Origin of the sequence: Streptomyces goshikiensis, assembly GCF_014650555.1 — a bacterium.
GTDB lineage: Bacteria > Actinomycetota > Actinomycetes > Streptomycetales > Streptomycetaceae > Streptomyces > Streptomyces goshikiensis.
Window position 1 is genome coordinate 33459 of the sequence record NZ_BMVE01000018.1, and the last position, 20796, is coordinate 54254.

A 20796-nucleotide genomic window follows, 5' to 3' on the forward strand; every position below is an offset into this window, starting at 1 on the left:
TCCGTTCTACGGCTTTCCGGGGGCGCCGGCGCGGCGGCCCCGGGTCGCGGCGACCAGGTGGGCGCAGGCCAGGACGGCGAGCGCCGCGAGGGCGACCTCCACGCCCATTGCCGCCGAGTAGTGCAGCGGCGCGCCGGCCGACCGCGGGTAGAGGAAGATCCCGACCACCGCGATGCCCAGCGCTGCCGCGAGTTGCTGCGTCGTGGACAGCACGCCGGAGCCCGCGCCCGCGTCCTGGGGCGGAACCCGGCTCATCACGGCGCCGGTCAGCAGCGGAACGATCATGCCGTTGCCCACTCCGTAGACGGCGAGCGCCACCAGCAGCAGCACCAGGGCGGCGCCGTCTCCCCCGAGCGTGACGGCCGCGAGTGCGCCGGCAAGGCCCAGGGCGATCAGGGCGGCCGACGCGACGAGCACTCCCTCTCCGAACCGCCCGCGCGACGGCAGGGCGATGCGCGAACCGACGGCGATGGCCAGGGCGGCGGGGACGAAGACCAGCCCGGCTCGCGCCGAGCTCATGCCCGCCTCGTCCTGGAGGTAGAGGGCGAGCACGATGGCGAACGGGACGCTGGCCATGTAGAGCAGGAAGTTGAGAAGGACGCCGCGCACGAAGACGGGCACGGCGAACAGACCCAGGGGAAGCAGGGCCAGGCCGCCCCGGCGGCTCCGGGACCGCTGCTGCCTGACGAAGACGGCCGCGAGCAGGCATCCGGCGAGGCACACCGCCAGGCCGAGGGGGAGGAACGGCCACTCCCGCACCGCGGCCAGCGGCAGCAGGACGAAAGCCACCGCCAGGGCGCTGAGGACGGCGCCGGTGACATCGGCCCCCCGCCCCGCGTGCGCCGGCCGGTCGGCTTCCATCGTGGCGGGCAGCGCGAGGAACACGAGCGCGCACAGCGGTACGGCCACGAGGAAGACCGGGCGCCATCCGAGTCCCAGCAGGTCCCAGGCGGGCAGGGCTCCGCCGAGGATCTGGCCGCACACCATGCCGAGGCTCATCGACACGGCGAACCACGACAGCGCCTTCTGCCCCTCCGTCGGCGGGAACTGCACCCGGATCAGGGCCAGCACCTGGGGCTGCAGGATCGCCGCGGCGGCGCCCTGGGCAAGCCGGGCCACGATGAGCGACCCGGGGGACCACGCGAGCGCGCAGGCCAGTGAGGTCACCGCGAAGAGGGCGATCCCCGCCCGGTACGTGCGCCGTCGGCCGTACAGGTCCCCGAGCCGTCCGCCGGTGATCAGGCCGAGTCCGTAGACCAGCCCGTAGCCACCGACGACCGCCTGGAACTCGAAGGGGGAGAGCCGGAAGGACTGGTTGATCGACGGGGCGGCGAGATTGACGCAGAACTGGTCGAACAGCGAGAGGAACGGCCCGACCAGCAGCAGGGCCAGCGCCTGCCGGCGCCGCGGGTTGAGCGGTGTTCCCGTGCCCGGCGCGGCGTCGTCCCGCCGCGGACGCAGCCGCCCCCCGGTCCCCGCGCCTACGAGCTGATCCGCCATGTGCCGTTGTCCTCTCGCCAGTGTCCTGCGGACATCCCACGAGCTGTCCGCGACGGCGGCAAGTGCACTTGGCTAAGTCTTCCCCGGCCGAAAGCGCCGGTCAGGCTTAGCCAACTCGGCGTGGACACGTTTCACCCCGGCCTCCCACACTCGCTGCGAGGCCGACCCGCGGTGACCGACACCGCACAGGTGCCCGTCAGGCGGCGTCTCGCCGCGGGGTGGCCCGGCGCGGCCCGCGCAACCGCCCGCCCTTCGGGCGGCCCAGCCCATTGCCGCGCCGCCCGACGCGCGGGGAAGGAAATCGTGACAGTCACCCACCCCGGCACACCGACCCTGACGACCGCCCTGGACTGCGTTTTCGTGTGGCCCGGCGAAGACGAACGAGCCCGCGTCGCGGGGCGGAACGTGCTCGGCAGCGTGACCTACGGGCACGGCGGCCGCCCTCCCGGGCTGCTGCACGGCGTACCTCGGCTGGAGGTCGCGATGGCGGCCCCCGCCGACCGGCCGGTCACCGAAGTGTGGACCACCGACCGTCAGGTGCGCGCGGGCCGCCAGGACGACCTGGTGTACGCGGAGGACGGCGAGCACTTCTTCTGCGCCGTCCGCATCGACGAGAGGGACGTCTACCGCGACGCGGTGCGGGCCGTGTACGAGTCGGCGTTCACGCTGATGTGGCGGCTCGGCTACACCCGGCTGGTGCGCATGTGGAACCTCGTCGGTGCGATCACCGAGTCGAACGGCGAGGGTACGGAGAACTACCGGGACTTCTGCGTGGGCCGTGCCCAGGTGTTCGAAGCTTGGTCCGACCGGATCGCCGGCATGCCCGCCGCCACCGGCATCGGATCCCTGCGCCCCGGCATCGACCTGTACTTCCTGGCCTCCCGCAGCGGCATCGCCACGCACCTGGAGAACCCGCGCCAGACCCCGGCCCACCAGTACCCGCGCCAGTACGGCCCCAAATCGCCGAGCTTCGCCCGCGCCACCGTCCTGGAGTCGGCGGCCGGCTCCGTTCCGGCCCTCTTCGTGTCGGGGACCGCGAGCATCATCGGCGACGACACGGTCCACCCCGACGACGTCGAGGCACAGTGCACCGTCACCCTGGCCAACATCGAGACGCTGGTCAGCCACGAGAACCTGCGCCGGCACGGCCTGGCCGGCGGCTTCCGCCTCGATGACCTCGACCGCGTCAAGGTCTACGTCCGCGACGCCGAGCACCTGCCCGTGGTCCGCGCCCGGTGCGCCGAGGTGCTCCGCACCGACGTCGACATCGCCTTCTTCAACGTCGACGTGTGCCGGCCCGACCTGCTCGTGGAGATCGAGGGGATCTGCCGATGACCAACCTGGTGCGACGCCTGGTGGACACCGCCGCCGACCGGGGCTGGATGGAGCGTCCCGCCTACTTCGTGGACGAGGACGTCCACCGCTACGAGGACGTGTACGCGGGCGCGGCACGGGCCGCCGCCGCCTACGCCTCCCGTGGTCTGGGGCCCGGCGCGCGGATCCTGCTGGCCCTGCCGGACGGCATCGAGTTCGTCCGGGCGTTCCTCGGGGCCCTGCACATCGGTGCCGTGGCGGTCCCGGTCAACTCCATGCTCCACCCCGACGAGATGCGCCGTGCCGCGGACATCGCGCGGCCCGCCGTCGTGGTCTCGGTCCCCGAGTTCGCGGAGCGGTTCGCCGTTCCCGTCCTCACGCCGGACGTGCTCGACTGCGACGGCCCGGTGCCGGCGTACGCCCCCTGCACGACGGACACGCCCGCGTTCGCCGCGTTCACGTCCGGCACGACCGGTGGGCCCAAGCTCTGTTTCCACACGCACGGCGACCCGGAGATCCTGAGCCGGGCCGCCGGCGCCGCCGTCGGCGTCGGCCCCGACGACGTCAGCTATTCGGTGCCGCGCATGAACTTCGCGTACGGCCTGGGCAACTCGCTCTTCTTCTCACTGCTGTCCGGCGGCTCCACCGTGCTCACCCCCCGGCGGCTGGCGCCCGGGGACTCCCTGGCCGTCCTGGAGAGGTACGGCGTGAGCGTCTTCTACAGCCAGCCGACCTTCTTCGCCCACATGCTCGGCCACCCGGACGCCGCACGGATCCTGGGCGGGCTGCGGGTGGCGGTCGTGGCCGGAGAGGTACTGCCCGAGTCCCTGGAGCGCACGCTGCGCGGCATCCTGGGGCCCCGGCTGCTGAACGTCTACGGGACGACGGAGATCGGGCACGCCCTGCTCGCCAACGGTCCGGGCGAGATGCGCGAGTTCACCCTCGGCCGGGTGCTGCCCCCGTACCGGCTGCGCGTCGTCGGTGACGACGGCGAGGCGGCCGCGCCGGGCGTCGAGGGACGCCTTGAGGTGTCGGGCCCGACGATCGGCCTCGGCGTGCCGCACGGCGACGCCGCCCCGGTCCGGCTCGCGGCCGACCAGTGGTACAGCACCAGTGACGCCGCGACCATGGACGCCGACGGGTTCGTACGCGTCCACGGCCGGCTGGACGACGTCGAGATCGTCGGAGGGGTGAACGTCCATCCGACCGAGATCGAGGACCGGCTGATGGCCCACCCCGCCGTCGAGGAGGCCGCGGTGTGCGCCGTGCGGCAGGACACGGGCATCTCCGTGCTGCGCGCCTACGCCGTCCTGCGCGACCCGCTCGACTCGGCGGCCGCCGAAGCGCTGCGGGGCGAGCTGCTGCTCGCCGCCGCGGACTCCCTCACCTGGTACAAGGTGCCGCACGACATCACCTTCGTCGCGCGTCTGCCGCGCAATCCGACCGGCAAGCTGCTGCGCCGCACCATCCGCGCGCTCGCCGCCGAGGACTCCCTGCGCTGATGTCAGGCGCCCTTTTCCCTTCCGCATTCTTCCCGCACAACACCTACGCCTGGAGTGAGAGCGTTGACCTCAGTTGAGACCGGCACCGTCCCCGTCGCCTTCGACGGCCAGACCCTCACCATCGACGCGGTCCGGCGCGTCGCCGAGGAAGGCGCACCGGCGCGTGTCGCCCCCGAGGCCGTCGCCAAGACCCTGCGCAGCAGGGCGATGCTGGAGGAGCTGGCGGAGCAGAACATCCCGATCTACGGCGTCACCACCGGCTACGGTGAGATGATCTACATGCAGGTGGACAAGTCGAACGAGGTCCGGCTGCAGACCAACCTCGTGCGCAGCCACAGCGCCGGCGTGGGTCCCCTGTTCGCCGAGGACGAGGCGCGGGCCATCGTGGCCGCCCGTCTCAACACCCTCGCCAAGGGTCACTCCGCGGTGCGTCCGGAGATCCTGGAGCGCCTGGCCCTCTACCTGAACCAGGACGTCATCCCGGCCATCCCGGAGATCGGCTCGCTCGGCGCCAGCGGTGACCTCGTCCCGCTCTCGCACATCGCGAGCACGCTCATCGGCGAGGGCTACGTCCTGCGCGACGGCAAGCGGGTGGAGACCGCCACCGTCCTGCGCGAGCTGGGCATCGAGCCGCTTGAGCTGCGCTTCAAGGAGGGCCTCGCGCTGATCAACGGCACGTCGGCGATGACGGGCCTCGGCTCGCTGGTCGTGGAGCGCGCCCTGACGCAGGCGCGGCAGGCCGAGCTCGTCTCGGCGCTCCTCAACGACGTGCTCCGCGGTTCCACGAGCCCTTTCCTCGCCGAGGGGCACGACATCGCCCGGCCGCACCGCGGTCAGATCGACTCGGCCGCCAACATGCGGGCCCTGCTGGCCGGCAGCAAGCTGACGGCCGATCACTCGGAGATACGCCGTCAGGTGCAGGACGCCAAGGAGGACGGCACGCAGGACGGCAAGGACGTCCAGCGCACCGAGACCTATCTGCAGAAGGCCTACACGCTGCGTGCCGTCCCGCAGATCCTCGGCGCGGTGCGCGACACCCTGTACCACGCGCAGGACAAGCTGGAGATCGAGCTCAACTCGGCGAACGACAACCCGCTCTTCTTCGAGGGCGAGGAGATCTTCCATGGCGCGAACTTCCACGGCCAGCCGATCGCGTTCGCCATGGACTTCGTGACCATCGCCCTCACCCAGCTCGGTGTCCTCGCCGAACGGCAGCTCAACCGCCTCCTGAACCGCCACCTGAGCTACGGTCTGCCGGAGTTCCTGGTGGCCTCGAACCCGGGCCTGAACTGCGGGTTCGCCGGCGCCCAGTACCCGGCGACCGCGCTGGTGGCGGAGAACCGCACCATCGGTCCGGCGAGCACCCAGTCGGTGCCCTCGAACGGTGACAACCAGGACGTGGTCAGCATGGGCCTGATCGCGGCCCGCAACGCCCGCCGTGTCCTCGCCAACAACAACCGCATCCTCGCGGTCGAGTTCCTCGCCGCCGCCCAGGCCGTCGACGTCTCGGACCGCTACGAGGGCCTGAGCCCCGCCTCCCGGGCCACGTACGACGCGGTGCGCGCCCTGGTGCCCGCGCTGGACGTGGACCGTTACATGGCCGACGACATCGAGCTCGTCGCGGCCGCCCTCTCCCGCGGCGAGTTCCTCGCCGCGCTCGGCCGGCACACCGACGTCGAGCTGCGCTGACCCGGACCCGCACGCGCGAGCGCCCCGCCCGGTGATCGGGCGGGGCGCTCGTGCGTGGGGCGGGGTGGGTCAGGCCGCGAGGGTCTGGTCCGCCGGGGTTTCGGCGTCGGCCGGGGTTTCCTGGCCGATCGGCGGGATGTGGCGCATCACGGTGACGAAGAAGACGCCTGCCACCGCGATCAGGACCGCGCTGACGGCGGCGACCGTGTGCAGGCCGCCGGTGAAGGCGACGCGGACCGGCTCCATCAGCGCGTCGGCGAGCTGCTCGGGCAGGCCCTGGGCGGCGGCCGCCGCGCCGGAGACGCTGTCGCGCGCGGCGTCGGCCGCCTCGGCCGGGACGGTGGCCGGGACGGTGCTGTCCACGGTGTCGCGGTAGACGGCGAGCCCGAGGGTGCCGAGCGTGGCCACGCCGAGGGCGGCGCCGAACTCGTTGCTGATCTGGGACAGCGCGCCGGCCGAACCGGCCTTCTCCGGCGGGACGGTGCCGACGACCATGTTGGTGCCGAGCGCCACCAGGGGGGCGCCGCAGAAGGAGAAGACGGCGAAGCCCACGATGAGGGTGGCGGTACCGGAGTCCGCGTCGAGCTGCGAGAAGGTGAGCAGGACCGCGACGACGCCGACCAGGCCCGCGCCGATGATGTACGCGGGGCGGATCTTGCGGGCGATGATCGGGCAGATCATGAAGGAGACGGTCGCGGCGGCCATGCCGGGCAGCAGGCCGAGGCCGGACTGGATCGGCGACATGCCCTGGGCGGCCGCGAAGTACTGGGTCATGAAGAGCATGACCGTGCCTCCGATGAGGCTGTAGGCGAGCAGGCCGAGCAGGGACGCGCTGAAACGGCCGTGGCGGAACAGGCTCACGTCGAGCAGCGGGTTGCTGAGGGTGCGCTGGCGGCGGACGAAGAGGACACCGAGGGCCACGCCGACGACGATGGACGCGGCGGGCAGCGGGTGCCAGCCGCTGCGGGCGAGCTCCTTGACGCCGTAGATGACCGGGATGGTGGTGCCCAGGTTCAGGGCGACGCTCGGCAGGTCGAGGCGGCCGGCGTCGGGGTTGCTGAACTCGGGGAGCACCTTGGGGCCGACGACGAGCAGCAGCACGATGGCCGGGACGCCGAGGAGGAAGAGCGAGCCCCACCAGAAGTGCTCCAGCATGACGCCGCCGAGCATCGGGCCGACGATGGCGCCGATGGTGAAGCAGCTGGCCCACATGCCGATGGCGGCGGCCCGCTGCTTGGCGTCCTGGAACATGGTGGCGATCAGCGCCAGCGTGGACGGGCTGATGGCGGCGCCGGCGATGCCCAGCAGGACACGGGCGGCGATGAGCATGCCGGGGCTGGTGGAGAAGGCCGCGAGCAGCGAGGCCGCGCCGAAGGCGGTGCCCCCGATCATCAGCAGCTTGCGGCGGCCGATGCGGTCGCCGAGGGTGCCCATGGGCACCAGGAATCCGGCGACCATGAAGCCGTAGATGTCCATGATCCACAGCTGCTGGTTGCTGTTGGCGTCGAGGTCCGCGCTCAGGTGCGGCAATGCCAGGAGCAGCACGAACACGTCGAGGGCCACGAGGAGGGTGGGAAGGGCGAGGATTCCCAGCCCGATCCACTCCTTCCGCCCGGCCTTGGGAGCACCGCCTGCAGTCATGCTTCTACTTCCCGTCGTCGTCTTGGGGGGCTTGGGGGGTCTGGTCGCCTCGTGCCGATGGCACCGGGCGCCCTCAGGAGGTTCGCCGCCGGGCCCCTGTGGGCGCATCTCACGGAATGCTCAGTTCCCGCCGGCCGTCCGGGCCCGGCCCGGGCCCGCTCAGGCCGCGGCGGCGAGGCCGGGTGCGGACAGCGCGGCGAGTTCCGCCGCGAGCGCGTCCATGGCGGCGGCCAGCTGGGCGTCGGACAGGTAGGGGGCGGGGCCGAAGCGCAGGAAGGCGCCCCGGCTGTCGGTCAGCACGCCCCGGCGCGCGAGGCCCTGCTGGAGCTGGGCGGCGTACGGGGTGCGCAGGGCCAGGAAGCCGCCGAACTCGTGCGGCGACCCGGTGCGGTCGCGGGTGACGAGTTCGTCGGGAGCCCCGAGCGCGTCGAAGTGCCGGGCCAGCAGGGCGACCTGGCGCAGCGAAACCCGGCGCAGCAGCGCGGGCGTGAGCCTCTCGGCGGCGAGGAAGCCGAAGACGCGGGCGGCCCGGTAGTGGCTGGTGGGGTCGTAGGTGGCGCCGGCGAAGCGGGCGGCACCCGCCGGATAGCCGACGGTGTCGGGCAGGGTCCGGCCCGAGAGCCGGGAGAACTCCGAGAACCAGCCGGTGATGACGGGCCGCAGGGTGTCGGCGTGGCCGGGGACGCGCAGGAAGCAGTTGCCCTCGCCGAGCTGGAGGTACTTGTAGCCGCCGCCGACCACCCAGGCCTCTTCGAGGCCCTCCGTGTCGAACGGTACGGCGCCCAGCGCGTGGTAGGCGTCCACGAGCAGTTCCGTGCCCCGGCTCCGGCACGCCTCGGCGAGGCCGGCGAGGCCGGGCACGAGCCGGGCGGTCTCGAAGAGCACCGTGGAGACCAGGACGGCCGCGGTGCGGTCGTCCACCTCGGCGGCCAGCCGTTCGGCGAGGGTGGCGGCGGGCTCCGCGGGGACCCTGACGAGTTCGACGCCGCTCTCGGCGAGGCGCGTCAGCTGGCGCCGCAGCGTGTGGAACTCGCCGTCGGAGGTGACCAGGCGGGGCCTGCGCGACAGGTCCAGGGCGGACAGGAAGCGCAGGACGAGGTCGTGCGTGCTCGCGCCGAGGGCCAGTTCGGCGCCGGGGTCGTCGAGGAAGAGCCGGAAGCCCGCGCGGACCCGGTCCGCCTGTTCGAAGGCGCGGCCCCACTTCTCGTCGGCGGCGAGCGCGGCGTCCTGGAACGCGGCGATCTGGCCCTGGAGCGCGACGTCGGGCCACGCCTGGTGGGAGTGGCCGGTGAGCAGCAGCCGTTCGGCGACGCGGAAGGCCGAGTAGTGCGGGGCCAGCCGGGCGGACAGGTCGCTCATCGGCTCCACACCTCCCACAGGTCGGGGAAGTAGGGGGTGGCGAGCGTCGTACGGAGGTAGGCGGCGCCGGCCGAGCCCGCCGTGCCCGGCTGGGCGCCGATCATCCGTTCGACCATCTCCACGTGGCGCCGGCGCCATTCCCGCAGGCCGCGGTCGACGGCGAGGAGTTCCTCGCACATACGGGCCTCGGGGCCGTCCTCGTCCCGGACGGCGGTGAGGGCGTGGCGCAGTTCCTCGTGAGGGGCGAGCGGCTGGGATGTGTCGCGCTGGAGGATCTCCAGCGGTACCGGATAGCCGTGCAGGGCCAGGCACACGAGGGCCGAGTCGAGGAGGGAGGGCCTGTTCATGGCCGCCTCGACGCGCCTGCGTTCCTCGCTGTCGCGCTCCAGGTGCGCGATCGCCTGGCGTCGGCGTCCGCCGAGCACGGCCTCGACCTCGCGGAACTGCACGGACTGGAATCCGCTGCTCGTCCCGAGCCGGTCGCGGAAGAGCGCGAACTCCTGCGGCGTCATGGTCTCCATCACACCGATGGGGACCGTGGTGGCCTCCAGTACGGTCCGCAGCCGTTGCAGGCTGCGCAGCGCCCGCTCCGTCTCGCCCGCGACCAGGCGGGCCTGGGCCTGGCCGAGTTCGTGGAGCATCTGTTTGAACCACAGTTCGTGGACCTGGTGCACGACGATGAAGAGCAGTTCGTCGTGCACGTCCGAAACCGGCCTCTGAGCCGCGAGTACCTCGTCCAACGCCAGGTACCCGGAATACGTGAGCCCGGTCGAAGAGCCGACCGCCACAGCTTTGCACCTCCTTCGCCTCTGCTACTGCGTCGTCAGGCTAGGAGATCGACACGGGCCGCCGACAGCGCTCGAAGGTGCCCCGTCCGAGGTCAGCACGTTGGGAGAAGGGGCGAGGTCGGCATGGAGAGAGATGCGCGGCCAAGTGCTCCGACTGAGCATGACGGCATGCAGATCGACCACAGGACCCCCATGGGGCACACGGATGTTCCGGAGAACTTCAACGTCGCTGCCCACTTCCTCGACGGGGCCGACGGCGACCGTACGGCGCTGATCGGCGGTGACGGACGGCGCACGAGTTACGCGCGGCTGCGGGGCCTGGCCAACCGGGTGGGACACGCGCTGCGCGCCCTCGGGGTGCGGCCGCAGGATCGGGTGCTGATCGCCATGAGTGACGGCGTCGAGTTCGTGGCGGCCTGGTACGGCGCGCAGAAGATCGGCGCGGTCACCGCCGAGGTCTACAGCTTCCTGCACGCGAAGGAGTACCGCTACTACGAGCGGTACGTGGCCCCGCGGGTGGTCGTGGCCGACGCGGGCACGCTGGAGCGGCTGCGGGCCGCGGGAGTCCGGAACCTGCTGGTCGCCGGGGTGCCGGCGGATGCGCTGCGCGCCGGTGAGCACCATTTCGACTCGCTGGTCGCCGGACAGCCGGACGAGCTGGACCCGGCGCCGACCCACCGGGACGCGCCAGCGATCTGGAAGTTCACCACGGGGAGCACGGGGGCGCCGAAGGCGTGCGTGCTGCCGGCCCGCAGTCCGCGCCTGAGTTTCGACTGGTACGCCCGGGGGGTGCTGGACCTGCGGCCCGATGACGTGGTGCTGCCGGTCCCCAAGCTCTTCTTCGGCTACTCCCGCGATCTGGCGGCGCTGTTCCCCTTCGGGGTGGGGGCGGCCGGGATCATCTTCCCGGAACGCAGCACGGTGGAGCGCGTGTTCGAGCTGATCGCCGCGCACCGCCCGACCGTTCTGGTCAACGTGCCGACCATGATGCGCGCGATGGTCGCGCACCCGCTGGCGCGCGAGCAGGACCTGAGCTGCCTGCGGCTGTGCACGTCGGCGGGCGAGGCGCTGCCGCCGGACCTGCACCGGGCGTGGCTGGACACGTTCGGCGTGGAGGTGGCCGACGGCCTGGGCTCCTCCGAGACGTACCACATCTTCCTGTCGAACCGGCCGGGCGCCGCCCGGGTGGGGACGCTGGGTCAGGAGGTGCCCGGCTACCGGGTCAAGGTGGTGGGCGAGGACGGCGAGGAACTGCCGGACGGCGAGACGGGTGTGCTGGAGGTGACCGGCGCGACGGCGGCGCTGGAGTACTGGCAGGAGCCCGCCAAGAGCGCCGCCGCCTTCCCCGCCCCGCACACGGTCCGCTCCGGGGACCTGGCGGTGCGGGACGCGGACGGCTTCTTCCACTACCGGGGGCGCAAGGACGACCTGCTGAAGGTCGGCGGCGTGTGGATCGCCCCCGCGGAGATCGAGGACTGCCTGCTGACCCATCCCGAGGTCGTGGACTGCGCCGTGGTGGGTGTGGAGAGCGAGGGCCTGACGAAACCGCGGGCGTACGTCGTGGCCCGCTCGGAGGTGACCGGGACGCAGCTGACGGAGTTCGTCCGCGCAGGGCTGTCGCCGCACAAGTACCCGCGGGAGTACCGCTTCGTCACGGAGCTGCCCAGGACGGCGGCCGGGAAGGTGGACCGGCGCGCCCTGCGCGCGGCCTGAGCGGGCCGGCGGGCGCGGGCCGGCGGGCGGTGGGCCGGCGGGCCCTGGCGGAAGGAACGGGTCCGCCGGGCGGAAGGAGAGGCTCCGAGGGGCGGGAGGGGCACCCCGGGCAGTGGGTTGCGTGAAGCAACCTCGAAGATGCGGGGCCCCTTCCAAGATCACTAATTTCATCTCAGGGCCGCATTCGGAATGGCCCAGTCCCCTCTACTGATGGAGTTTCCGCATGACCGTCAAGAACACCCTCGCCGCGATCACCCGTCTCGGCGCCGTCGCCGCCATCGCCACCGGCCTGGCCGTCGCGGTCCAGCCGGCCGCGATGGCCGCCCCCGCCGCGGCGGCCGTCACGGTGACGCCGGCCACCGGGCTGTCGGACAACCAGCAGGTCACCGTCACCGGCACCGGCCTGACGCCGGGGACCGTGTACCACGTCGGCCAGTGCGCCGTCGTGGCCCCGAACACCTTCGGGTGCGACAAGACCACCTCCCTGGACGTCGTCGCCGACGCCCAGGGCAAGGTCACCGCGCAGCTGCGGGTCCACGTCTCCTTCTCCGCCGTCGTCGGCGCCTCCTCCACCCCGTGGGGCACGGTCGACGCCAAGGCCACCCCGACCCAGGTCGGTCTGGGCAGCGACGCGGGCGAGGGCGGCGGCCAGCTGATCTCGTTCAAGTAGTCCGCTGGTCCGCGTGCCCGAGCGGGCATGCTCCGGGAGCCCCCGACAAGCCGGCCTCGAGCCGCTTGCCGGGGGCTCCGGCGCGCTACGCGGGCGGGGACGGACGGGCCCTCCCCTGCGGACGGACCTCGGACGGCGCCTCAGAGAGCCGCCGCGTCCCCGGCGAACACGCCCCGCGGGTCGAGGCGGTCCCGGACCCGGGCCACGCGTTCGGCCGCCGCCGCGTCGAGCCGGCGTCCCGGCCGGCCGGCGCTCTCGACGAGCGAGGGGACGGTGCGGCCGGTGTCCCACGGCTCCAGCGCCTCGCGCACGGTGGTGCAGTGGGCCTCCAGGGCCTCCACCGTGACCGGGCCGAACGGCGGGCCCGAACCCATGTACGCGTACGCCGCGTCCACCTGCCCCAGAGCGCCGGGGCCGGGCTCCGCGAAGGCCCCGCCGAGCTGACGGAGCGTGGCGACGACCAGCGGCGAGCCGGATCCCTCGCCGGTGACGCGCGCGAACGCCGCGGCGCCTTCCTCCCCGAGCTCGCGCAGCAGCAGGTGGTCGCCGACGAACGGCACGGGGTCGGCCGGATCCATGTGCGCGTGCAGCACCCCGGCGGGGTCGGTGAGCGCCCAGGTGTCCAGGAGCGGGGGCGCGATCTCGCGCAGCGGGGCCAGGAGTTCCTCCGCGTACCGCTCGGCGGCCGCGACGTCGCTCTCGGTCTCGGCCAGCACCGCCCCGTCCACGCACAGCACCGGGCCCGCGGCGAGCTCGGGCGGCACCCCGGGGACCGGCGGCAGGTTCATCACCCGCAGGGAGGTCGTCGCCTCGCGGGGCGCCTCGCGGCTCCAGCGGAGCCAGGCCGCCAGCAGGGCCGGGGCGTGCGCCGCGGACCAGTACGTGGCTCCGGTGACCACCTTCGCCGCCGGGAACAGCCCGATCTCCACGGCGGTGACGACGCCGAGGCCGGCGCCCGCCCCGCGCAGCGCCCACAGCAGCTCGGGGTCACGGTCGGCGTCCGCGCGCACCAGCTCGCCGTCGGCGGTGACGATTTCGGCCGCGCGCAGGCTGTTCGCGGCGAGCCCGGTGTGGCGGCCGTAGAAGCTGACGCCGCCGCCCAGCAGGTAGCCGACGACGCCGACGTGGGCCGCCGAGCCGTGCGGGGCGGCCAGACCGTGCGCGGCCGCCGCCTCGACGACCTCGCCCCACGTCGTACCGGCCGGGACCCGGGCGACGCGGCGTCCGGCGTCGATCTCGACGCCGCCTTCCAGGCGGGTGCGCAGGAGCACGCCGCCCTCCACCGCGCGGCGCGCGCCGGCGGCGTGGCCGGTGGTGTGCACTCGCACGGGCAGGCCGCGTCCGGCCGCCTCGCGCACGGCGGCGCGGACCTCCTCGACGGTCCGGACGGTCACGGCCGCGTCGGGCCGCGGCGGGGCGGCGAGGTTGAAGACGCGCGTGGCCTCCTCGTAGTCCGGGGTGCCGGGTGCGGCGAAGGCCGTCGTCTTCGGTTCAACGTCGTACTGGTGCATGGGAGCGGTGTGTCCTTGTCTGCGTCGGTGTTCGCGGTCTGGGTCAGTGCTCGCGCACGGCCGTCACGAACACGAACGTCCCCGGGCCGCTCTCCTCACGCACCGTCAGGCCGGCGTCGGCCAGCCAACGGCGCAGGTCGTCGAGCTCGAAGAGCTGGAGCCCGCCGTCGTGCTGCGGGAAGCGGTGGGCGGACTGGAAGTAGCGGTAGACCGGGTCCTCGGAGCGGCGGAAGGTCATCAGCGTGAACGTGCCGCCGGGGCGCAGGACTCGTCCCACCTCGGTGATCGCGGCCTCAGCCTCGTGGTAGAAGGCCTGCAGGGCGTTCCAGCACACGACCGCGCCGACGGAGGCGTCGGCGAAGGGCAGGTCGGCGGCTCCGGCGAGGACCGAGGGCACCTCCGGCAGCCGGTCGCGCAGGACGTTGAGCATCGGCAGCGAGCTGTCGACGGCCACCAGGCGGTCGGCGCCGACGGCCTCGGCGATGACGGCGGTCCACCGGCCGGCGCCGGCGGCCAGGTCGACGACGGGGCCGTCGACGGGCCGTACGTGCTCGGCGATGTAGCGGTCCTCGTCGGCGGGGGCGACGGCGCCGCCCCAGTTGGCGCCGGAGACGCGCAGGAAGGCCGGGCGGGCCACGGCCTCGTAGAACAGGCCCATGCTGGGCACCTGGGAGAGCTTCTCCAGGAAGTCGTCGACGGCGCCGTCCCCCGCCGCGGGGGCGGTCAGGTCGAGGATGCCGTTGGCTGCCGGGTAGCGCGCGGCGCAGCCGGAGCACGCGACGAAGGAGGCGCCGGCCGGTTCGAGGGCGCCGTGGCAGGCCGGGCAGCGCAGGGCCGCGGCGTGCGGGGCGAACAGCGAGGTGTCCGCGGCCGGGGCGGCGGCGTGGCTGCGGTCGGGCACGGTCGCCGCGGGCAGGTTCTCGGGGTCGCCGTTGCAGACGGCCCAGTAGGCGCGGGCTCCGGTGCAGCCGAGGACCGTACGGGTGTCGTTCTCCCAGGCCGCCGCGATCTGCCGGGGGGTGAGCGCCGCGATCCAGGACCGGTCGAAGGCCCGCTCGTCCTCGTTGAGGGTCCAGGCCGACGGGGAGGGCCACACCCGGCCGAGGTCGGGGCGCTCGGGGTCGAGCTCGCTCAGGCTGCGGTCGAGCCGCGACAGGTCCTCGGGCTCCAGGCCCAGCTCCAGCACGGCGGCGAGGATCTCGTCGCGGTCGGCCGGGAAGTGCGAGAGCAGGTAGAGGAGGGCGAGCGTGAGGGGCGTCCCGATGCCCTCGGTGCGCACCAGTTCCAGGTAGAGGCCCAGGTGGGCGCGGACCTCACGGGTCACCGGGCCCGCCGTCGTGGGGTACTCGGCCTCCGCCAGCAACCCCAGCAGGACGGCGAGGTGGCCTCGGGCGCCGGGGTGCGCCCGGTCCAGCCCGGCGACCAGCGCGGGCACCGCGGACAGGGCCTGCGGGGAGAGTTCCCCGTCGGACCAGAGGGCGTCCACCAGCGCGCGGTATTCGGCCGCGCGGCGCTCCGGGGCGGCGTCTGCGAACGCGTCGACGAATGCGTCGACGAGGCCTGCGGCGGCGTGGGCGGTGGGAACGGACATGTACGCGTCCTCTCGGGTCGGTGCGGTGGGGCCCGCGCCGCTCGTGGGACGCGGCGCGGTCGGCGCGCGCGGCCGTGCCGTGGCCCGGGATCGGAGCCTTTCAACGCGTGCGGCCCAGCCGCATCTTCAGGGCTGCCCTCCTTCGTCCGGTCATGGAGCAATCCTCAAGATGCAGCGGGTCGCCGCGGCGGCGCACGATACGGCTGGGCGCACCAGGCGGATCCGGGACACCGGCCGCCGGTGGGCGCTCTCTGTCTCCATCGACCTCGATGACCTCGACGACCTCGGCCCGAGCCTTCCGGAGTGCCCTCATGCATCCCTTCCGTATCGACATTCCCCAGGAGCAGCTGGACGACCTGCGCCGCCGCCTGGAGGCGACCCGCTGGCCGGACGAACTGCCCGGCGTCGGCTGGGGCCGCGGGGTGCCGCTGGACTACCTGAAGGAGCTCGCCGAGTACTGGCGCACCTCGTTCGACTGGCGCGCCGCGGAGGCCCGGCTGAACGCGCACCCGCAGTTCGTCGAGGAGATCGACGGCGCCCCGGTGCACTTCCTGCACGTCACCTCGCCGGAGCCGGACGCCACCCCGCTGCTGCTCACGCACGGCTGGCCCGGCTCGGTGGCCGAGTTCCTCGACGTGATCGGCCCGCTGTCCGACCCGCGCGCCCACGGCGGCGACCCGGCGGAAGCCTTCCACCTGGTGATCCCGTCCATCCCGGGCTACGGGTTCTCCAACCCGCTGCCGGAGAAGGGCTGGGACACGCCGCGCATCGCCCGTGCCTGGGCCGAGCTGATGGCGCGGCTGGGCTACGACCGCTACGTCGCCCAGGGCGGCGACGCCGGCGCGGTGATCTCGCTGGAGCTGGGCCGTGTCGACCCCGAGCACGTCATCGGCGTCCACGTGAACATGCTGATGACCTTCCCGTCCGGTGACCCGGCCGAGTTCGCGGGTCTGAGCGAGCAGGACCAGGCGCGCCTGGGCAAGCTGGGGCGCTTCGACGCCGAGCTGTCGGGCTACATGAAGCTCCAGCAGACCCGCCCGCAGACGCTGGCGTACGCGCTGACCGACTCCCCGGTGGGCCAGCTCGCCTGGATCACGGAGAAGTTCCTGGACTGGACCGCCGCCCAGGAGCGTCCCGAGGAGGCCGTCGACCGCGACCTGCTGCTGACCATCGTGTCGATCTACTGGCTGACGGCCACCGCCGGCTCGTCCGCGCAGTTCTACTTCGAGGGCGCCGAGGGCGTCCGGGCGGCGGCCGCCGGCGCCGTGCCGCCCGCGCTGACCGTTCCGGTGGGCGTCGCCGTCTTCCCCGACGACATCTTCGTGCCGATCCGCAGCTGGGCCGACCGCGACATCCCGACCATCACGCACTGGACGGAGTTCGAGCGGGGCGGCCACTTCGCGGCCCTGGAGCAGCCCGCCGCGCTGACCGGCGACATCCGGTCGTTCGTCCGCGCCCTGGTGTCCGCCCCCGTCGCCGCCTGAGCCGGCCCTCCACCTTCCGCACCGAGAGAAGAGGCATCACATGACCGCCCCTACCGTGATCGACGTCTGGGTGGCCGACCTGACGTTCCCCGGCTACATGGACCGGCTGCACAAGCTGGGCGCCGAGTTCGAGACGGCGCACCCCGAGTACCGGGTCAACATCGAGGGACGCGACTTCCGCACGCTGTCGCAGGAGATCGCGGAGGCCGCCGACCAGGGCCGTCAGCCGGCCGTCGCGGAGTACTACTTCGCCGTCACGCAGGCGGCCCGCGACTCGCGCACCCGTGACGGCAAGCCGCTGTTCACCTCCGTGCAGCAGGCGATCGGCGACCGTACGGAGATCCTCGGCGAGCCGGTCGTCATCGACGACCTGCTGCCGGCGGTCCGCGAGCACTACTCGCTCGGGGGCGACCTCGCCTCGATGCCGGCCGTCGCCACGGCGATGCTGATCTACGGCAACGAGACGGTCCTGAAGGCGGCGGGCGTCGAGCGGCTGCCGACGACGTGGGACGAGATCGAGGCCGCGTGCGAGGCCGTCGCCGCGCTCAAGGACGGCCCGGAGTACGGCGTGACCTGGTCCAACCAGGGCCTCTTCTTCCAGCAGGCGCTCGCCGTCCAGGGCGGGCGGCTCGCCGACAACGACAACGGCCGCGCCGGCCGCGCGACCCGCCTGGAGCTGTCGTCGCGGGAGATGCTCACCTGGGCCGAGTGGTGGCAGGGCCTGCACCGGAAGGGCCACTACCTGTACACGGGCAAGATCCCGGACTGGGAGGGCAACCTCAAGGCGTTCGCCGACCAGGACGTGGCGCTGCGCATCACCTCGTCGAACGACCTGAACTACATGGGCATGGCGGCGGAGAACGCCGGCTTCGAGATGACGGTGGGCCGCTTCCCGGGCCGCGCCGGCGAGCCGTACGGCGGCAACATCATCGCCGGTACGTCGCTGTGGCTGGCCGACGGGCTCGACGAGGTGACGCAGGACGGCGCGCTCGCCTTCATGCAGTTCCTCAACAACCCCCGCAACGCCGCCGACCGGCACATCGCGAGCAGCTTCGTGCCCGTCACCCGGTCCTCGTACCGGCTGCTGGAGGACGAGGGCTGGTTCGAGGCGCACCCCTTCCACCGGCTCGCGAGCGCACAGCTGGGCTCGTACACCGACGGCGAGGGCGTGCCGCCGTGCCGCGGGGCGCAGTTCGGCGACTTCGCCGGCGCCCAGGACGTCATGACGCGGGCGATGGCGGACGTGCTGCTGCGCGGTGACGACCCGGCCGAGCGGTTCGCCGAGGCGACGGCCGAGGCCCAGGAGCTGCTCGACGCGTACGAGGCGGACCGCGTCGAGAACGGGGTGCGTTCCCCGCAGAGCCTGCGCGTGGAGTACTTCCGGGACGCCGAGGTCTACACCGGCGCCCAGTTGGAGAACGCGGTCAAGGGCGCTTCGCGCGACTGACCCGGCGTGGGGTGGGGCGGGTGCGGGGGCGGAGCACAGGGGGCCGCCCCCGCACCACGTCCCGCACACGCGGAAGTCCTCCCCGAAGGAACGTTCCTTCGGGGAGGACTTCCGGTTTTCACCGCCGCGCTCAGGCGACGAGGAAGTTCTTCAGCTCGATCGCGAGGACGGCCGGGTCGACCGCCGCGTCCTGGTCGGGCAGCGACCGGTGCTGACCGGCCGGCAGCGTCTCGGCGGCCGTCCGGGCGGCGGTGCGCAGCCAAGGAGCCGTCTTCTCGCCGTCCATGACGAGGACCGGCACCGAGATGGCGCGCAGGCGCTCGGTCGGCAGCGTGAAGTCGCCCATGAGGACCGAGTCGTAGGCGAGGGTGTGCGCCAGCGACTCCAGCCCCTGCCAGAACGGCGCGGGCCGCATCTGGGCGACGATCTCGGCGGGCACGCCCATGCCCGTCACCATGAAGAGCTCCACCGCGTCGCCGCGGCGGTCCTCGGCGGCGAGGGCGGCGAGCTGCTCGGCGAAGTCCGCCGGCGGCCGCGGACGGCTCTCGTCGACCATGAACGGCGGGTCGTACGCGGCGATCTGGGTGATGTCCAGACCCCGGGCGGCGGCCGCGAAGGCCAGGTTGCCGCCGGAGGACATGCCGAAGATCCGTACGCTGCCGCCGGCCTCGGCGATCAGCGCCTCCAGGTCGTCGATCTCGCGCTCGATGTCGTAGGTCTCGACGTCGCCGGAGTCACCACGGCCGCGGCGGTCGTAGTTGTAGACGGTGAAGTGCGGGGCCATCTGCTCGGCGAGCTGGGCCATGACCGGGTGGGCACGCTCGCTGAACGCACCGCCCACGAGAATGAGCGGCGCACCCTCACCGGAACGGTCGAAGGCGATGTTCGTGCCGTCGCTCGACTGAACTGTGCTCATGGATCTCCTACTGTGATGCCGCTGGTCGGCTCCGCGGAATCAGCCCTTCTGGTCCCGCGGGCACCAGCATCCGCCGCCCGGACCGCCGGGCGCATCTTCGAGGTTGCCTCGCCCTTCCTGGCATTCCGCTTCCGGCGGGGCGGGCGCGGGCAGCCGGAAGGGGGTGTCCCCGGCCGTCGTGACGGCCGGGGACACCCCCTTCGCGGGTCCGGCGGGCTCGGGCTCAGGCCGAGGGACCCGCCTTGATGTAGTCGTCCGCCTGCCGGGAGCGGCCGGAGGTGTCGGCCGGGCCGGCGACGGCCGTGGCGGCGCCGGCGGACCGCTTGGCGACCCAGCGGTCCACCGCGTTCAGGACGGGACGCTCGACGAGGTGGTAGCTCAGGGCCGCGGCGGCGATGCTGCCGAGGACGACCGCCGTCATCAGCTCGGGGAAGCCGATCGTGCCGCGCAGCATCATCAGCGGCTGCGGGTCACCGCCGAAGACGCTGCCGCTGCGGAACCAGAAGTACATGATCGCGAAGTGCCAGAGGTAGATGCCGAAGGAGATCCGGCCCAGGTAGCGCGAGACCGGGTTGCTCAGCACCGCGTCGATCAGGCGCGAGCGGGCCTCGGGGACCGTCAGCGGCATCACGGCGAGGAAGGAGAAGATCAGGATGAGGAAGAACTGGACGACGGCGTTGCCGAGCGACTCGTAGTCGCCGTATCCCGGACGGCCGTACGGCTGAGCGCAGTTGATGGCGTAGATTGCCAGGCCGCCGAGCCAGAACAGGTTGGGGTGGGCGCCCGCCCAGCGGTGCAGGACCGGCTTGCGGTCCGGCTTGATCTCCGCCAGCACGCCCTGGACCGCCATGGCCATGCCGAGGGCGAAGCCGCCCGCCATGGCGATCGGCCACCAGTACTGCTCGGGGAAGATGCCCATCGACGGCTGGTGGATGTAGAGGGTCCAGCCGAAGCCGACCAGGGTGAGCAGCACCGGCGGGATCATCATCCGCCGGGCCTTGCGCTCCGGCTCCGCCACGCCGCGCGCCAGCCAGTGCATCGCCGCGGCGAGCAGCGGCAGCGCGATGTAGTACTGCAGCTCGGCCGGGACGGTCCAGGTCGGGTCCATGCCGGCGTACGGGGTGAAGTCGTAGACCTGGAGCATCAGGATGGGCCGCAGCACGTACCAGACGCTGTGGATGGAGTTGTAGTTGATCAGCAGCAGACAGGCCACCGTCAGCAGCGCGTAGGCCGGCCACAGCCGGGCCACGCGCTTGATCAGGAAGGGGCCGATGGCCGGACGCGCGCTGCCGGTGAGGGTCCAGCGCGCGAACGGGCGGTACAGCAGCATGCCGGACAGCACGAAGAACGGTCCGAGGATGATGCCCTTCACGCCGCCGAGCAGGACGGCGCCGACCTCGTTGCCCGGCGCGAGGTCGTAGGCCCCCATGACCCCGGCGCTGAACGAGGTGTGGACGGCCAGCACTCCGAACGCGCACAGCGCGCGAATTCCTTCGAGTCTGGGGACACGCGGGGATGTGCGGGCCCCCGGCCGGGCCCCCTGTGCAGCTGTCGCCACGGCTTGTTCTCCTCTAGTTCGACGGCCCGATCAGAATCAAGCCAGCGCGACCTGAAGGCATCTCCTGCATTGCGCAGTTCTCCGGAACGGCGCCGCAATGCTGAAGATGCGGG

General features: G+C 72.9%; 15 protein-coding genes. 7 read left to right on the forward strand and 8 right to left on the reverse strand.

The annotated features are described in order from the left end of the window. Positions 1-6: 6 nt before the first annotated feature. Entirely contained in the window at positions 7-1500 is a 1494-nt protein-coding gene (locus tag IE248_RS33540) for an MFS transporter (RefSeq protein ID WP_073797091.1), read from the reverse strand. A gap of 303 nt (positions 1501-1803) precedes the next feature. Between IE248_RS33540 and IE248_RS33545 the strand changes: the two genes are divergently transcribed. From IE248_RS33545 to cmdF, 3 genes are all read left to right on the forward strand, one after another. Further along, positions 1804-2835, forward strand: coding sequence for an FkbO/Hyg5 family chorismatase (locus IE248_RS33545; RefSeq protein ID WP_190032659.1), 1032 nt, complete (start codon positions 1804-1806; stop codon positions 2833-2835). Next, entirely contained in the window at positions 2832-4316 is a 1485-nt protein-coding gene (locus IE248_RS33550; RefSeq protein ID WP_037794763.1) for an AMP-binding protein, read from the forward strand. The genes IE248_RS33545 and IE248_RS33550 overlap by 4 nt, the downstream gene beginning before the upstream one ends. A gap of 63 nt (positions 4317-4379) precedes the next feature. Then, on the forward strand, positions 4380-6005 hold the full coding sequence (gene cmdF, locus IE248_RS33555) for a tyrosine 2,3-aminomutase (protein WP_073797089.1): 1626 nt from the start codon (positions 4380-4382) through the stop codon (positions 6003-6005). A 69-nt stretch (positions 6006-6074) separates the two neighbouring features. Here the strand turns inward: cmdF and IE248_RS33560 are convergent, their stop codons facing one another. The 3 genes from IE248_RS33560 to IE248_RS33570 all read right to left on the reverse strand — a co-directional run bounded on the left by IE248_RS33560 (position 6075) and on the right by IE248_RS33570 (position 9793). After that, positions 6075-7646, reverse strand: a complete 1572-nt coding sequence (locus IE248_RS33560) for an MFS transporter (RefSeq protein WP_073776248.1) — start codon at positions 7644-7646, stop codon at positions 6075-6077. A gap of 159 nt (positions 7647-7805) precedes the next feature. Next, entirely contained in the window at positions 7806-9005 is a 1200-nt protein-coding gene (locus IE248_RS33565; protein WP_037794765.1) for an aminotransferase class V-fold PLP-dependent enzyme, read from the reverse strand. Further along, positions 9002-9793: a tryptophan 2,3-dioxygenase gene (locus IE248_RS33570; protein ID WP_073797088.1), complete on the reverse strand. Its 792-nt coding sequence runs from the start codon at positions 9791-9793 to the stop codon at positions 9002-9004. The genes IE248_RS33565 and IE248_RS33570 overlap by 4 nt, the downstream gene beginning before the upstream one ends. A gap of 168 nt (positions 9794-9961) precedes the next feature. Between IE248_RS33570 and IE248_RS33575 the strand changes: the two genes are divergently transcribed. Then, on the forward strand, positions 9962-11506 hold the full coding sequence (locus IE248_RS33575; protein WP_190032660.1) for a benzoate-CoA ligase family protein: 1545 nt from the start codon (positions 9962-9964) through the stop codon (positions 11504-11506). A gap of 223 nt (positions 11507-11729) precedes the next feature. After that, the gene (locus IE248_RS33580) at positions 11730-12176 is read left to right on the forward strand and encodes an enediyne antibiotic chromoprotein (RefSeq protein ID WP_008743151.1); all 447 of its coding nucleotides are present in this window, start codon (positions 11730-11732) and stop codon (positions 12174-12176) included. Positions 12177-12316: 140 nt separating this feature from the next. Here IE248_RS33580 and IE248_RS33585 read toward each other — a convergent pair whose 3' ends face one another. Together IE248_RS33585 and IE248_RS33590 are read right to left on the reverse strand one after the other, a co-directional pair. Continuing rightward, on the reverse strand, positions 12317-13687 hold the full coding sequence (locus IE248_RS33585; RefSeq protein WP_190032661.1) for an FAD-binding oxidoreductase: 1371 nt from the start codon (positions 13685-13687) through the stop codon (positions 12317-12319). Between the two features lie 43 nt (positions 13688-13730). After that, entirely contained in the window at positions 13731-15278 is a 1548-nt protein-coding gene (locus IE248_RS33590; RefSeq protein ID WP_190032662.1) for a class I SAM-dependent methyltransferase, read from the reverse strand. A 311-nt stretch (positions 15279-15589) separates the two neighbouring features. On the opposite strand from IE248_RS33590, the gene IE248_RS33595 reads away from it, so the two are divergent. Both IE248_RS33595 and IE248_RS33600 read left to right on the forward strand, forming a co-directional pair. Then, positions 15590-16762: an epoxide hydrolase family protein gene (locus IE248_RS33595; protein WP_008743154.1), complete on the forward strand. Its 1173-nt coding sequence runs from the start codon at positions 15590-15592 to the stop codon at positions 16760-16762. Between the two features lie 40 nt (positions 16763-16802). Next, a complete protein-coding gene (locus IE248_RS33600; protein WP_190032663.1) occupies positions 16803-18209 on the forward strand; it encodes an extracellular solute-binding protein in 1407 nt (468 codons plus the stop codon). Between the two features lie 130 nt (positions 18210-18339). Here the strand turns inward: IE248_RS33600 and IE248_RS33605 are convergent, their stop codons facing one another. Together IE248_RS33605 and IE248_RS33610 are read right to left on the reverse strand one after the other, a co-directional pair. Further along, positions 18340-19125, reverse strand: coding sequence for an alpha/beta fold hydrolase (locus tag IE248_RS33605; protein WP_073797084.1), 786 nt, complete (start codon positions 19123-19125; stop codon positions 18340-18342). Positions 19126-19348: 223 nt separating this feature from the next. After that, positions 19349-20683 carry an acyltransferase family protein gene (locus IE248_RS33610; protein WP_106433417.1) on the reverse strand — a complete coding sequence of 445 codons (1335 nt, stop codon included), beginning with the start codon at positions 20681-20683 and terminating at the stop codon, positions 19349-19351. Positions 20684-20796 lie beyond the last annotated feature (113 nt).

Bases quoted from the DNA above. Each gene is read 5' to 3' on its own strand.
- IE248_RS33540 (WP_073797091.1), bottom strand. From the start codon at position 1,500: ATGGCGGATCAGCTCGTAGGCGCGGGGACCGGGGGGCGGCTGCGTCCG.
- IE248_RS33550 (WP_037794763.1), top strand. From the start codon at position 2,832: ATGACCAACCTGGTGCGACGCCTGGTGGACACCGCCGCCGACCGGGGC.
- IE248_RS33560 (WP_073776248.1), bottom strand. From the start codon at position 7,646: ATGACTGCAGGCGGTGCTCCCAAGGCCGGGCGGAAGGAGTGGATCGGG.
- IE248_RS33565 (WP_037794765.1), bottom strand. From the start codon at position 9,005: ATGAGCGACCTGTCCGCCCGGCTGGCCCCGCACTACTCGGCCTTCCGC.
- IE248_RS33575 (WP_190032660.1), top strand. From the start codon at position 9,962: ATGCAGATCGACCACAGGACCCCCATGGGGCACACGGATGTTCCGGAG.
- IE248_RS33580 (WP_008743151.1), top strand. From the start codon at position 11,730: ATGACCGTCAAGAACACCCTCGCCGCGATCACCCGTCTCGGCGCCGTC.
- IE248_RS33585 (WP_190032661.1), bottom strand. From the start codon at position 13,687: ATGCACCAGTACGACGTTGAACCGAAGACGACGGCCTTCGCCGCACCC.
- IE248_RS33590 (WP_190032662.1), bottom strand. From the start codon at position 15,278: ATGTCCGTTCCCACCGCCCACGCCGCCGCAGGCCTCGTCGACGCATTC.
- IE248_RS33595 (WP_008743154.1), top strand. From the start codon at position 15,590: ATGCATCCCTTCCGTATCGACATTCCCCAGGAGCAGCTGGACGACCTG.
- IE248_RS33600 (WP_190032663.1), top strand. From the start codon at position 16,803: ATGACCGCCCCTACCGTGATCGACGTCTGGGTGGCCGACCTGACGTTC.
- IE248_RS33605 (WP_073797084.1), bottom strand. From the start codon at position 19,125: ATGAGCACAGTTCAGTCGAGCGACGGCACGAACATCGCCTTCGACCGT.